This is a genomic window from Thermus amyloliquefaciens (genome assembly GCF_000744885.1).
GTDB lineage: Bacteria > Deinococcota > Deinococci > Deinococcales > Thermaceae > Thermus > Thermus amyloliquefaciens.
The window spans coordinates 1,584,778-1,596,372 of sequence record NZ_JQMV01000003.1 but is presented as its reverse complement, the minus strand read 5'-3'; the positions used below and the strand labels follow the sequence as shown (position 1 = coordinate 1,596,372).

At 67.4% G+C, this 11,595-nt stretch carries 17 protein-coding genes, 1 tRNA gene and 1 CRISPR repeat array; of the genes, 14 read left to right on the top strand and 4 right to left on the bottom strand.

Features of this window, described 5'->3' with window-relative positions; all coding sequences use genetic code 11:
* From cas5e to cas2e, 4 genes are read left to right on the top strand one after another with little or no spacing between them, the layout of a single operon-like run.
* Entirely contained in the window at positions 1-675 is a 675-nt protein-coding gene (cas5e, locus tag BS74_RS08550) for a type I-E CRISPR-associated protein Cas5/CasD (RefSeq protein WP_038057905.1), read from the top strand.
* The gene (cas6e, locus tag BS74_RS08545; protein ID WP_038057903.1) at positions 650-1,270 is read left to right on the top strand and encodes a type I-E CRISPR-associated protein Cas6/Cse3/CasE; all 621 of its coding nucleotides are present in this window, start codon (positions 650-652) and stop codon (positions 1,268-1,270) included. Before cas5e ends, cas6e begins: the two co-directional genes overlap by 26 nt.
* Positions 1,271-1,273: 3 nt before the next feature.
* Positions 1,274-2,251 (top strand): type I-E CRISPR-associated endonuclease Cas1e, encoded by a 978-nt coding sequence (cas1e, locus tag BS74_RS08540; protein WP_038057902.1) that lies wholly within the window; start codon positions 1,274-1,276, stop codon positions 2,249-2,251.
* Positions 2,205-2,561 carry a type I-E CRISPR-associated endoribonuclease Cas2e gene (cas2e, locus tag BS74_RS08535; RefSeq protein ID WP_038057901.1) on the top strand — a complete coding sequence of 119 codons (357 nt, stop codon included), beginning with the start codon at positions 2,205-2,207 and terminating at the stop codon, positions 2,559-2,561. Before cas1e ends, cas2e begins: the two co-directional genes overlap by 47 nt.
* Positions 2,562-2,619: 58 nt before the next feature.
* A CRISPR array of direct repeats spans positions 2,620-2,956; the repeat unit is 29 nt; unit sequence GTAGTCCCCACACGCGTGGGGATGGACCG.
* Between the two features lie 118 nt (positions 2,957-3,074).
* On the opposite strand, the gene BS74_RS08530 is transcribed toward cas2e, so the two are convergent.
* From BS74_RS08530 to BS74_RS12570, 3 genes are all read right to left on the bottom strand, one after another.
* Positions 3,075-3,151: transfer RNA gene (locus BS74_RS08530), tRNA-Arg, on the bottom strand.
* Between the two features lie 72 nt (positions 3,152-3,223).
* Positions 3,224-3,766: a DDE transposase family protein gene (locus BS74_RS12575; protein WP_245606103.1), complete on the bottom strand. Its 543-nt coding sequence runs from the start codon at positions 3,764-3,766 to the stop codon at positions 3,224-3,226.
* Positions 3,760-4,320: a transposase family protein gene (locus BS74_RS12570; protein WP_038057898.1), complete on the bottom strand. Its 561-nt coding sequence runs from the start codon at positions 4,318-4,320 to the stop codon at positions 3,760-3,762. The genes BS74_RS12575 and BS74_RS12570 overlap by 7 nt, the downstream gene beginning before the upstream one ends.
* 155 nt (positions 4,321-4,475) lie before the next feature.
* Between BS74_RS12570 and tkt the strand changes: the two genes are divergently transcribed.
* From tkt to BS74_RS08480, 9 genes are all read left to right on the top strand, one after another.
* Positions 4,476-6,431 (top strand): transketolase, encoded by a 1,956-nt coding sequence (gene tkt / locus BS74_RS08515; protein WP_038057895.1) that lies wholly within the window; start codon positions 4,476-4,478, stop codon positions 6,429-6,431.
* Complete coding sequence (locus BS74_RS08510; RefSeq protein WP_038057893.1) at positions 6,428-7,117, top strand: 2-phosphosulfolactate phosphatase; 690 nt, start codon at positions 6,428-6,430, stop codon at positions 7,115-7,117. The genes tkt and BS74_RS08510 overlap by 4 nt, the downstream gene beginning before the upstream one ends.
* Before the next feature lie 68 nt (positions 7,118-7,185).
* A complete protein-coding gene (locus BS74_RS12565; protein WP_245606102.1) occupies positions 7,186-7,329 on the top strand; it encodes a hypothetical protein in 144 nt (47 codons plus the stop codon).
* A 7-nt stretch (positions 7,330-7,336) separates the two neighbouring features.
* Positions 7,337-7,933 carry a class II fructose-bisphosphate aldolase gene (locus BS74_RS08505; RefSeq protein WP_245606101.1) on the top strand — a complete coding sequence of 199 codons (597 nt, stop codon included), beginning with the start codon at positions 7,337-7,339 and terminating at the stop codon, positions 7,931-7,933.
* Positions 7,918-8,382, top strand: coding sequence for an HAD family hydrolase (locus tag BS74_RS08500; protein ID WP_038057891.1), 465 nt, complete (start codon positions 7,918-7,920; stop codon positions 8,380-8,382). Before BS74_RS08505 ends, BS74_RS08500 begins: the two co-directional genes overlap by 16 nt.
* The gene (locus BS74_RS08495) at positions 8,370-8,675 is read left to right on the top strand and encodes a Dabb family protein (protein WP_245606100.1); all 306 of its coding nucleotides are present in this window, start codon (positions 8,370-8,372) and stop codon (positions 8,673-8,675) included. Before BS74_RS08500 ends, BS74_RS08495 begins: the two co-directional genes overlap by 13 nt.
* The gene (locus tag BS74_RS08490) at positions 8,663-8,935 is read left to right on the top strand and encodes a hypothetical protein (protein ID WP_038057887.1); all 273 of its coding nucleotides are present in this window, start codon (positions 8,663-8,665) and stop codon (positions 8,933-8,935) included. Before BS74_RS08495 ends, BS74_RS08490 begins: the two co-directional genes overlap by 13 nt.
* Before the next feature lie 8 nt (positions 8,936-8,943).
* Positions 8,944-9,213: a hypothetical protein gene (locus BS74_RS08485; RefSeq protein ID WP_038057885.1), complete on the top strand. Its 270-nt coding sequence runs from the start codon at positions 8,944-8,946 to the stop codon at positions 9,211-9,213.
* Positions 9,214-9,217: 4 nt separating this feature from the next.
* Entirely contained in the window at positions 9,218-9,658 is a 441-nt protein-coding gene (locus tag BS74_RS08480) for a phosphate-starvation-inducible PsiE family protein (RefSeq protein ID WP_081914573.1), read from the top strand.
* Here BS74_RS08480 and BS74_RS08475 read toward each other — a convergent pair.
* Positions 9,636-10,541 (bottom strand): LysR family transcriptional regulator, encoded by a 906-nt coding sequence (locus BS74_RS08475; protein ID WP_038057883.1) that lies wholly within the window; start codon positions 10,539-10,541, stop codon positions 9,636-9,638. The two genes, BS74_RS08480 and BS74_RS08475, sit on opposite strands and share 23 nt — an antisense overlap.
* 70 nt (positions 10,542-10,611) lie before the next feature.
* Here BS74_RS08475 and glpX point away from each other — a divergent pair, with 70 nt between their 5' ends.
* Positions 10,612-11,586 (top strand): class II fructose-bisphosphatase, encoded by a 975-nt coding sequence (glpX, locus tag BS74_RS08470; protein WP_081914572.1) that lies wholly within the window; start codon positions 10,612-10,614, stop codon positions 11,584-11,586.
* Positions 11,587-11,595 lie beyond the last annotated feature (9 nt).

Here is an 11,595-nt window from a genome sequence, read left to right as displayed (position 1 = left end):
ATGCCCACGCTCCTGCTTCGGCTCCAAGGTCCCATGCAGTCCTGGGGCACCCGGAGCCGCTTTGACCACCGGGACACCTGGCCCTACCCCACCAAAAGCGGCGTTCTGGGCCTCCTGGCCGCCGCCTTGGGCCGGGACCGGGGGGAGGACGTCTCCGACCTGGCCGCCCTGCGCATGGGGGTGCGGGTGGACCGGAAGGGGGTCCTGCGGGTGGACTACCAGACGGCCCAGGAGGTGCTGCGGGCGGACCTCACGGGGAAGGGCAACGTCCAGAGCTGGCGTTACTACCTCTCCGATGCCGCCTTCCTGGTGGGCCTCGAGGGGCCTAGGCCCCTCCTGGAGGAGGCCCACCGGGCCCTCCTGAACCCCCGCTTCGTCCTTTACCTGGGCCGGAAAGGGTACGTGCCAAGCCCCCCGCCTTACCTGGAAGACGGCTTGCGGGAAGAACCCCTGGAGGAGGCTTTGCAGAACTACCCCTTCCTGTTTCCGAATGGGCCCCGGGAGGATCTCCTCCTTGTCCTGGAAGCGGCAGAGGGGCGGCTGGTGTACGACCAGCCCATCGCCCCGTTCGCCGCGCGCCGGTTTGGTGCCCGGTACGTTCGGGAGGAGCTCCTTCCGAAAGACCGGGTCAGGTTGAGGGAGGTACCCCATGTGGATCAGCAAGCTGGTGCTTGACCGGCGTTCCAAAGCCGCCCGCAAGGACCTGGCGAGCCCTTACGAGATGCACCGTACCCTCTCCCGGGCGGTGTCCCGGGCTCTAGAAGAGAAGAAAGAGCGGCTCCTTTGGCGCCTCGAGCCCACCCGGGGCCTCGAGGACCCCGTGGTCCTGGTGCAGACCCTCACCGAGCCAGACTGGAGCGTGCTGGAGGAGGGGTACGCCCGGGTTTTCCCCCCCAAGCCCTTCCGCCCTGCCCTCAGGCCCGGGCAGGTCCTCCGCTTCCGCCTGAAGGCCAACCCCAGCAAGCGGGCGCGGGAAACCGGGGAACGGGTGGCCCTCAAGACCCGCGAGGAAAAGCTCTTCTGGCTGGAGCGAAAGCTGCGGGAGGGGGGTTTTCGCCTTTTGGAAGAGGACGGGCGCCTCCTGGCGGACATCCGTCAGGACACCTTCCTGGAAATGCGCCACAAGGACGGCCACCTGATCCAGGTCCAGGCGGTGCTCTTTGAGGGGGTGCTGGAGGTGGTGGACCCCGAGGCGGCCCTGATAACCCTGGAGCGGGGTATTGGCCCCGGGAAGGCGCTGGGCCTCGGCCTCCTCTCCCTGCGTCCTTAGGCCATGCCCCCCGTTCCCCCGGCCCGCAACCTGAAGGAGCTTCCCAAGTTCCGGGATGGCCTTTCGTACCTGTACGTGGAGCACGCCTTCCTGGAGCAGGAGGCCCAAGGCATTGGCGTCTACGACCGGGAGGGCCTCACCTTGGTGCCGGTGGCCGCCCTGGGGGTGCTTTTCCTGGGGCCCGGCACCCGCATCACCCATGCCGCCATCCGGGCCCTTGCCGGCAACGGCTGCACGGTGTGCTGGGTAGGGGAGGGGTACGCCCGCTTCTACGCCCAGGGTCTGGGGGACACCCGCAGCGCCCTCCGCCTCCAGCGTCAAGCCCGGGCCTGGGCCGATCCCAAGCTTCACCTGGAGGTGGTGTACCGCCTGTATGAAAAACGCTTCCAGGAACCCTTGCCCCGGGACCTCAGCTTGGAGCAGGTGCGGGGCCTCGAGGGGGTACGGGTGCGGGCCGCCTACGCCCGTTGGAGCCAGGAAACGGGGGTGCCGTGGAAGGGCCGGAGCTACGACCGCCGGGACTGGGCGGCTTCCGACCCGGTGAACCGGGCGCTTTCCTCGGGGGCGGCCTACCTGTACGGCCTGGCCCATGCGGCCATCGTGAGCGCGGGCTTCAGCCCTGCCCTGGGCTTCATCCACACGGGGAAGCTCCTCTCCTTCGTTTACGATGTGGCCGACCTCTACAAGACCGAGGTCCTGGTGCCCGCCGCCTTCTTGGCGGCGGCGGAGGGGGACCTCGAGGTGGAGCGCCGGGTGCGTCAGAGGCTTCGGGAGCGCATCCTGGAGGCCAGGCTCCTGGAGAGGATGGTGGAGGACCTCCTGGACCTTTTCCAAGGCCTTGGTCTGCCCGAGGAGGCCAAGGAGGAAGAAGAAGACCCCACCCGCCCCGGGGGGCTTTGGGACCCGGAAGGGGAGGTGGAGGGGGGCGTGGCCTATGGTGGTGATGGTCCTGGAGAAGGTACCGAGGAGCCTGAGGGGTGAGCTCACCCGCTGGCTTTTGGAGCTGGACACGGGCGTCTTCGTGGGCCGGGTGAGCGCTGTGGTGCGGGAGCTTCTTTGGGAGAAGGTGGTGGAAAAGGCTGGGGATGGTCGTTGCGCCATGGCCTGGCGCACCAACAACGAACAGGGCTTTGCCCTCAGGCTTCACGGCTACCAGGACAGGTCCTTGCGGGACTTTGATGGTATAGTGTTGGTGTCGGTGCGCACCGCTGAAGCTTTGCGCAAGGCTGAAAAGCTAAAGCGCATGACCAAGGTGGCGCACGGGGATTTTGAAAACCAAACCTCGGAATAACTCCCTTTACAGACCCTTAGCGGGGGGTGAGCGAGGGTTTTTGCCGTCTGGGTCATGTGTAGTCCCCACACGCGTGGGGATGGACCGTTCAATCCAAAAAATCTCCTCCCCGTCGCATTGTAGTCCCCACACGCGTGGGGATGGACCGAGCTGGGCGGGAGATGCAGACTCTGGGGGGAGGTAGTCCCCACACGCGTGGGGATGGACCGACCTTGGCGACGGCCCCCAAGTAGGAGGGAACGTAGTCCCCACACGCGTGGGGATGGACCGGGAGGTGTCCCGGTTCATCCTGGAGCAGGTGGCCCGTAGTCCCCACACGCGTGGGGATGGACCGGGCTGGGCGGATGGGGCCCGGACCGCCGCTAAGTAGTCCCCACACGCGTGGGGATGGACCGTCGGTCCGGGCTTTCCTAGGCCTAGCCCACGGCGTAGCCCCCACGCACGTGGGGATGGTCTAACCAGACCATGGAAAAAAGCACCCCCCTCGTCCTCGAGGGGGGTGCCTTCTGACCTTGGTGCGCCCGGAGGGATTCGAACCCCCGACCTAGGGCTTAGGAAGCCCCCGCTCTATCCTGCTGAGCTACGGGCGCCCACGCCTCTGGGATTTTAGCACCCAGGGAAGGCCCAGGCAAGCGGCCTTGGGGCATATACAGACTTGACCGCTATTCTGCATAGAGCCCCAGGAACCGCAGGGCAGCCAGGGGGTTGAAGGAGAAAACCTCCAAGGCCGCCTTCTTCCGGCGCACCCCCTTCCAGTTCAACCACGAGACCAAGTGCGCCCGCAACACCGCCAGCACCTCACCCCCTCGCCCCCGCACCTGAAAGGCGTCCTCCCGCAAAAGCACATCCCGCACCCAGAAGGAACCATTCTCCACCCCCCATCGCCCCACCCAAATCTCCCCCAGCACCCGGGCGTCCGCCTCCTCCGGCCCCAGGCTCGTGAGCGCGTACCCCTCCCTCCGCCTCACCTCCCCCGTCCCCTTCACCACCACCTCCCGCACCAGCCGCACCGCCTGCCTGGCCCCAGGAAAGGCCGCCACCTCCGGCGGCAACACCGCAGAAGCCCACACCTCGTACCGCCTCACCTCTCCGTCCACCTCCCGCACCCACTCCGCCCGCGTCTCCCCAGGCAGGGCCCCTCGTGCCATCCCCGCAAACACCTCCCGCACCCACCCCAAAAGCCCCCCCTGGTTCCCCTTCAGCACCAGGAGGTACTCCCCCCCTTTGCCCGCACCTGGCGGGCCACCTCGGGGTACAAAAACCCCGCATCCCCCACCACCACCTTCCCCGCAAGCCCCTCCGCCCCCAGGCGCTCCAAAAGCTCCAGAAGCGCCTTGTCCTCCCTTCCCTCCGCCCTGGCCTGGGCCAGGGTGCGCCCCAGGGAAAGGGCCCAGGCCTCCACCAGGCGGACCTGGGGGCTCTTCCCCTTCCCGCTCCCTCGCAGCACCTTGCCGTCGGCCACCAGGACCTTTTCCCCTTCCACCTCTCTTCCCGGGAAGACCTTGGCCAGGGCCTCCGCCAGGGCCTTTGGGTCCAGGCGGTGAAGGAGTTGGGTGAGGGCGGTGTGGCCCGGGGCCTTGCGCAGGCCCAGGTGGGGGAGGAGGTGGGGGTTGGCGCGGGCGAAGCGGGAGACGCCGCGCAGGGAGTCCACGCGGGAGAGGAAGGCCAAAAGAACCAGTGCCAGCAGGCCCCAGAGGGGGTAGCGGCGGTTGTGGGCCCGGGGGTCGGGAACCTGGGATAGGGCTTCGCGCAGGGTCATGGAGAACCGTCTACCCCAAAAGGGGTATAACGGTCAAGTCTGGGGGCATATAGTTTTCCAGGGGGTAATGGGGCACTCCATAAGTGTCCTTTTATCCCAGGGTTCCTGGGCACCGCTTGTGCCTGGCTTCACGGACCCTTACGCTGGAGGGAACTATGACCGAGACCAAGGACCTCACCGCCCTTTCGGTGAACGCCATCCGCTTCCTGGCCATAGACGCCGTGGAGAAGGCCAAAAGCGGCCACCCTGGCATGCCCATGGCCATGGCCCCCTTGGCTTACCTCCTCTTCCGGGAGGCGATGCGCCACAACCCCCTGGACCCTTCCTGGCCCAACCGGGACCGCTTCGTGCTCTCCGCCGGGCATGGCTCCATGCTCCTGTATGCCGTCCTTCACCTCACGGGTTATGACCTTTCCCTGGAGGAGATCAAGCGCTTCCGCCAGTGGGGCTCCAAGACCCCGGGCCATCCCGAGTACGGCCACACCCCAGGGGTAGAGGTGACCACCGGCCCCTTGGGCCAAGGGATTTCCACCGCCGTGGGCCTCGCCTTGGCCGAGAGGAAGCTGGCCGCGGAGTTCAACCGCCCCGGCTATGAGGTGGTGGACCACTACACCTATGTGCTGGCCTCGGATGGGGACCTGATGGAGGGGGTTTCCGGGGAGGCCAGCTCCTTGGCGGGGCACTGGAAGCTTTCCAAGCTCATCGTCTTTTGGGACAACAACCATATCTCCATTGACGGCCCCACCGACTTGGCCTTCACCGAGGACGTTTTGGCGCGGTACCGGGCTTATGGATGGCACACCCTTGCCGTGGAGGACGCGAACGACCTCCAAGCCCTCCGCCACGCCCTCCGCCTGGCCCAGATGGACGAAAGGCCCTCCCTCATCGCCGTGCGGAGCCACATCGGCTTCGGCTCCCCCAAGCAGGACTCCCACAAGGCCCACGGGGAGCCCCTGGGCCTCGAGGCGGTGGAGGCCACCCGCAGGAACCTGGGCTGGCCCTACCCGCCCTTTGAGGTGCCGGAGGAGGTCTACCGGCACATGGACATGCGGGAGAAGGGGAGGGCTTGGCAGCAAGCCTGGGAAGCGCTCATGGAGGCCTATGCCCGGGCCTATCCCGATCTCCACCAGGAGCTTTCCCGCCGCCTGCGGGGGGAGCTTCCCTCCCTTCCCGAGGAGCCCCCGGCCTTTGACAAGCCCGTGGCCACCCGGGCGGCGAGCGGCAAGGCCCTGGACGCCATCGCCCCCCGGATGCCGGAGCTTCTGGGGGGAAGCGCCGACCTCACCCCCTCCAACAACACCCAGGCCCAGGGCATGGCGGACTTTTCCCCGCAAAACCCCACGGGCCGCTACCTGCACTTTGGGGTGCGGGAGCACGGGATGGGGGCCATCCTGAACGGGCTGAACCTCCACGGGGGCTACCGGGCCTACGGGGGCACCTTCCTGGTTTTCTCCGACTACATGCGCCCCGCCATCCGCCTGGCGGCCCTCATGGGCACCCCCACGGTCTTCGTCTTCACCCACGACACCATCGCCCTGGGGGAGGATGGCCCCACCCACCAGCCGGTGGAGCACCTCATGAGCCTGAGGGCCATGCCGGGCCTTTGGGTGATCCGCCCCGCCGATGCCTACGAGACCTTCTACGCCTGGCAGGTGGCCCTAAGGCGTAAGGAGGGCCCCACGGCCCTGGTCCTCACCCGGCAGGCGGTGCCCCTCCTTTCCCCGGAGAAGGCCAAGGGGCTCCTTTGGGGCGGCTACGTGCTGGAGGATGCGGAAAGGCCCGAAGGGGTGATCGTGGCCACGGGGAGCGAGGTGCACCTGGCCCTGAAGGCCCGGGCCCTTTTGGCGGAGAAGGGGCGCCGGGTGCGGGTGGTGAGCCTGCCCTCCTTTGAGCTCTTTGAGGCGCAGCCCGAGGCGTACCGGAAGGAGGTGCTCCCCCCCGGCCTCCCCACCGTGGCGGTGGAGGCGGGGGCCAGCTTGGGCTGGGAGCGCTACGCCCAGAAGGTGGTGGGCCTGGACCGCTTTGGGGCCAGCGCCCCTTACCCCGAGGTCTACGAGAAGCTGGGCTTCACCCCGGAGCGGGTGGCGGAGGCCTTGGAAGAACTCCTATGAGGTTTTGGGTGGACCCCCTTCCCCGTCCCGGTGCCTATGGGGGCACGGCCATCGTGGTGGACGTGATCCGGGCCACCACCACCGCTTCCGCTTACCTCCGGGCTGGAGCCCAGGCCTTGATCCTGGCCAGGGGGGTGGAGGCCGCCCGGGCTTTACGCCAGGATGGGGAGGTTCTGGCCGGGGAGGTGGGGGGGCTTCCCCCAGAGGGGTTTGACCTGGGCAACTCCCCCCGGGAGGTGGATGGGGTGGTGGGGAAGGTCGTGGTCATGGCCACCACCAACGGTACCCGGGCGGCCCACGCCGCCTTGGGGGCCAGGCACATCCTTCTCGGTTCCCTGCAAAACGCCCGGGCGGTGGCGGAGGCGGCCAGGCAAACCGGGGAGGAGATCCACCTGGTGTGTGCGGGGAAGGAAGGCCACCTGGCCTTGGACGACCTCTACACCGCCGGGGTCATTGGGAAGCGCCTTAAGGCCCTGGGGTTTTCCCCGGAAGGGGAGATGGCCCAACTGGCCCTTTTCCTGGCGGAAAACCCCCCCTTTCCCGTCCTTGCCGCCAGCGAGGCCGCCCGCGCCCTGGTGGGGGTGGGTCTTGGGGAGGATGTGGCCGAGTGCGCCCGGGTGGACGCTCACGGGGTTGTCCCCCGCTTTTTGGGCCTGCGGGGTGAGGGCATGGTCTTCGGGGTATAGGGGGGAAGGATGCTGGCCACCTTACGGGAGGTTATTCCGGAAAAGGGCCGGGCGGTGGGGCCTTTGATGTGGTGGGCCTGGAGTGGGCTGAGGCCATCCTGGAGGGTGCGGAAACCCTGGGCCTTCCGGTGATCCTCAGCGTGGCCCCCACCTGGGAGGGCCCCCCTGGAGGCCCTGGCCCCTGGGCTTCGCCATCTGGCGGGGGAGGCTAAGGTACCCGTGGCCTTGCACCTGGACCATGGGGAAAGCCTCCAGGAGGTGGTACGGGCCCTGAAACAGGGCTTCACCAGCGTGATGCTGGATGGAAGCCACCTGCCCCTGGAGGAGAACCTCCGCCTCACCCGCCTGGCGGTGGAGGTGGCCCGGGCCTATGGGGCCACGGTGGAGGGGGAGGTGGGGGCGGTGCCGGGAGGGTACCACGGGCCGGTTTCTCAGGAGCCCGTGGCCTACACCGATCCAGCGGAGGCCAGGCGCTACCTGGAGGAAACCGGGGTGGACGCCCTGGCGGTGTCCATCGGCACCCGCCACGGCCTGCACAAGGGTCCGGTGCGCCTGAACCTGCCCCTTTTGGAGGAGCTCAGCCGGCTTCCTGTTCCCCTGGTCCTCCACGGGGCCTCGGGCCTGAGCCCGGAGGACTACCGGGCCGTGGTGGCCCGGGGGATCCGCAAGATCAACCTCTACGCCGACCTGGCCCTCGAGGCGGCCTCGGTCCTCCGGAAGGTGGAGGCGGAGGACTATTTGGGCCTGATGGCGGCCGTGAAGGAGGGCCTAAAGGATCTGGCCATGGCCCGGATGCGCCTATGGTGGGGGAGCTGAAGGCCCTGCTTTGGGACCTGGACGGCACCCTGGCGGAGACGGAGGAGCTCCACCGGGAGGCCTTCAACCGGGCCTTTGCCCACTTTGGCCTTCCCCTATTCTGGGACCAGGAAACCTACGCCCGCCTCCTTTGGACCACGGGGGGCAAGGAGCGCCTGCAACGGGCCCTAGAGGAGACCCCTGAGGCCCCCCGGCTTTCCTGGGAGGCCATCGCCGAGGTCCACCGGTACAAGACGGACCTCTACCTGAGGCTTTTGCGGGAGGAAGGGGTGGCGTTGCGCCCAGGGGTCCGCCGGGTGCTTGCCGAAGCCCGGGAGGTGGCTGCCCTCCTCCCCCATCTTGGGGAGCCAGGGAACCCGGCCCCTGTGCTCCAAGGGCCAAGGGCGGGGGAAAGGGTGGTGGTGGACCTGGCCTACCTGGAAGAGGTGAGAAGGTGGTGGAGCACCTGATCGTGTTCAACGCCGAGGCCAGCCCGGAGGAGGTGAGGGAGATGGTGCGGAAGGCCCGGGAGGTGTTGCTCCAGATCCCGGGGGTCTGCGGGCTCCGCTACGGGGAGGCCCTTTCCCCAGGGGCCCGTTACCGTTACTGGCTTTCCATCCTCTTTGAGGGGCCGGAGGTGGTGGCCTTCTACCGGGACCATCCCCTGCACGTGGAGTTCGCCAACCGGGTGTTCCGGCCCCTGGCCCCCGACCGGATCACCACCGACTACCTGGTGCTGACGGAGGTGCCATGCGGCAACTAGCCCACCGGGAGGCGGAGGCCAGGGCCGTGAAGGTCCTGGTGGATGGGGTAGGGGAGGGGCTGGTCCTCGAGGGGGAGGGGGGGTACTATGCCCTCTACTACTTCTACAGCTGGTACGGGCGCAAAGCCCCCGATCCCGAGGAGACCCCGGACTGGGTGGAGGGGCCCAGGCCTTCCCCGGAGGGCTTTCGCGAACCTTACGATCAAGCCCGCTGGCTGGAGGACAATGGGTACACCCTCTTCATCAACGAGTCCAAGTAGAGGTGGGTATGGACTACTCGGAGATGCCCTACCAAGAGGCCAAAAAGCAGGCGGTGAAGGTGCTGGAGGATGGCTACGGGGATGCGGTGGTTCTCAAGGATGAGCATGGCTACTGGGTCCTCTACTACCTTTACGGTTTTCAGACCCCGCCCCCAGAGGCCCCGCCCCACTGGATGGAAGGGCCTTTCCCAGGGGAGGAGGGGATCCGTTCTCCCTACGAGATGCAGAAGTTTTTGGAGGAACAAGGGGATTTCACCTATCTCAACGACGTAGACTAAAACGGTGAAGCGGGACGCCTACCAGATCCTGCAGACCACGGAGACGGTCATCTACCTTTTTGCCGGCTTCCTCATCGCCGGGGGGGCGGCGGTTCTCCTCCTTACCACCCTGGTGGAAGGGGTGCACCACCTGATGGCGGGGGATTACGGGGAAGTGGCCCTCGGCCTCCTGGATCGGGTACTCCTGGCCTTGATGCTGGCGGAGATCCTCTACACCCTTTTGCGTTTCGCCCGGGAAGGGAGCCTCGAGGCTACCCCCTTTCTGGTCATCGGCCTCATCGCCGCCATCCGCCGCATCCTGGTCCTGACCGCGGAGGCGGTGGAAAAGTTTGACCTGGCAGACCCCGCCTTTATGGCGGTCCTGGCCGAGCTGGCGCTCCTTTCCCTCATGGTGGTGGCCCTGGCCTTGGCCATGCGCCTCACTAAGAACGCAACAGGGCGATGAGGGCTTGGGCCGCGGGGTTGGCCACGCTCTTGGGGTGGACCAGCCAGAAGTAACGCCTGATCTCCCCCACGGGCTCGGAAAGCCGCAGGGCGCGGAGGTTCCCCACCTTCAGGTTGGGCTGGACCACCACCCGGCTCACGATCCCCACCCCGGCCCCTGCCAGCACCAGGCGCTTGGTGACCTCGTTGTTGTCGGTGTAAAAAATCGGGTTCAGCTCGAGGCCCACCTGCTCAAAGGCCCTTTCCAAGGCTCGCCAGGTCATGGAGCCCGGCTTGCGCACGATGAGGGTTTCCTCCTTTAGCCACCCCGGGGGTACGGCTTCCCGCCCCGCCCAGGGGTGGTCGGGGGGCACGATGAGGACCAGCTCGTCCTCGTAGAAGAGGTGGCGCTCGTAGCCTTCCCAGTGCTCCACCCCTTCCAAGATGGCGAACTCCACCTCCCCCATGCGCAACCTTTCCGCCAGGCGCTCAGAGGAGCCGCTTTCCACATGCACCCGAACCCCCGGGTGGGCCTCGTGGAAATCCTTAAGGAACGCGGGAAGCACGTAGGTGGCCATGGTGGTGGCGGCGCCCAGGGTCACCTCCCCCAACTCCAGCCGGCCCATGGCCTGGGAAACCCGCTGGAACTCCTCCAGGGCCTGCACCACCCGCCTGGCCTCGGGCAGGAGGGCTTCCCCCACCCGGGAGAGAACCAGGTGGCGCCCCTGGCGCTCAAAAAGGGGGTGGCCCACCTGTTCCTCCAGGGCCCTCAGGTACTGGCTCACCGCGGGCTGGGTGATGCCCAGGGCCAAGGCGGCCCGGCCCACGCCGCCTTCCTCCACCACGGTGACAAAAACCCGTAATGCGGCAGGGTTCGGCAGTTTAGCGTTTTTAGATATGAGCATGAGCTTATGTTAGGCCGAGAAACATATGATTGCAATAATAAAACCCCCCTTCTAAGGTAAGCGCATGGCTATGCCCACGCGCAACCTGGGCCTGGACCTGATGCGGGCCACCGAGGCCGCCGCCTTGGCCTCGGCCCGGTATGTGGGCCGGGGGGATAAGGAAGGGGGGGACCGGGCGGCGGTGGAGGCCATGCGCCTTCTCCTGAATAGCCTGGACTTCCGCGGCCGGGTGGTGATCGGGGAAGGGGAGAAGGACCAGGCCCCCATGCTCTACAACGGGGAGGTGCTGGGCCAGGGGGGAGGGCTCCTTTGGGACCTGGCGGTGGATCCCGTGGAGGGCACAAGGCTTTTGGCCCTGGGCCGCCCGGGGGCCATCAGCGTGATCGCCGCCGCGCCGGAGGGCACCCTCTTCAACCCTGGGCCAGCCTTTTATGCGGCCAAGCTGGTGGTGGGGCCTGAGGCCAAGGAGGCCATTGACCTAAGGGCCTCGGTGGCCGACAACCTCAAGGAGATCGCCCGCGCCCTGAAAAAAGAGGTGCGGGAGCTTACGGTTTTCGTCCTGGATAAGCCCCGTCACCAGAGGCTCATTGAGGAGATCCGCCTGGCGGGGGCCCGCATCAGCCTGCAGACCGATGGGGATGTGGGCGGGGCCCTGGCCGCGGTGCTGCCCGACACGGGCATTGACGTGCTCATGGGCACGGGGGGTACCCCCGAGGGGGTGATCGCCGCCGTGGCGGTGCGGGCCTTAGGGGGCGGGATGCAGATGCGCCTGGACCCGCAAAGCGAGGAGGAGCGCTGGAACGTGATCCATGCCGGCTATGACCTGGATCGGGTGTACACCTTGGAGGAACTCTGCTCGGCGGAGGACACCCACTTCGCCGCCACCGGCATCACCGACGGGCCCTTCCTCCGGGGGGTGCGCTACGGGGAAAACCGGGCCTGGACCGAGAGCCTGGTGATCCGCGGGGCCACCCGCACCCTCAGGAAGGTGGAAGCCTGGCACCGGCTTGAAAAGCTTCGGGGCATCAGCCCCGTGGCCTATTAGGAGGGAAGC

What these genes read in the sequence shown, in the direction of transcription:
- cas2e (WP_038057901.1), top strand. Translation starts at nt 2,205, where the DNA reads ATGGTGGTGATGGTCCTGGAGAAGGTACCGAGGAGCCTGAGGGGTGAG.
- BS74_RS08510 (WP_038057893.1), top strand. Translation starts at nt 6,428, where the DNA reads ATGAGGTTTTGGGTGGACCCCCTTCCCCGTCCCGGTGCCTATGGGGGC.
- BS74_RS08500 (WP_038057891.1), top strand. Translation starts at nt 7,918, where the DNA reads ATGGTGGGGGAGCTGAAGGCCCTGCTTTGGGACCTGGACGGCACCCTG.
- glpX (WP_081914572.1), top strand. Translation starts at nt 10,612, where the DNA reads ATGCCCACGCGCAACCTGGGCCTGGACCTGATGCGGGCCACCGAGGCC.
- BS74_RS08475 (WP_038057883.1), bottom strand. Translation starts at nt 10,541, where the DNA reads ATGCTCATATCTAAAAACGCTAAACTGCCGAACCCTGCCGCATTACGG.
- BS74_RS08485 (WP_038057885.1), top strand. Translation starts at nt 8,944, where the DNA reads ATGGACTACTCGGAGATGCCCTACCAAGAGGCCAAAAAGCAGGCGGTG.
- BS74_RS08490 (WP_038057887.1), top strand. Translation starts at nt 8,663, where the DNA reads ATGCGGCAACTAGCCCACCGGGAGGCGGAGGCCAGGGCCGTGAAGGTC.
- cas1e (WP_038057902.1), top strand. Translation starts at nt 1,274, where the DNA reads ATGCCCCCCGTTCCCCCGGCCCGCAACCTGAAGGAGCTTCCCAAGTTC.
- cas5e (WP_038057905.1), top strand. Translation starts at nt 1, where the DNA reads ATGCCCACGCTCCTGCTTCGGCTCCAAGGTCCCATGCAGTCCTGGGGC.
- tkt (WP_038057895.1), top strand. Translation starts at nt 4,476, where the DNA reads ATGACCGAGACCAAGGACCTCACCGCCCTTTCGGTGAACGCCATCCGC.
- BS74_RS12570 (WP_038057898.1), bottom strand. Translation starts at nt 4,320, where the DNA reads ATGACCCTGCGCGAAGCCCTATCCCAGGTTCCCGACCCCCGGGCCCAC.
- cas6e (WP_038057903.1), top strand. Translation starts at nt 650, where the DNA reads ATGTGGATCAGCAAGCTGGTGCTTGACCGGCGTTCCAAAGCCGCCCGC.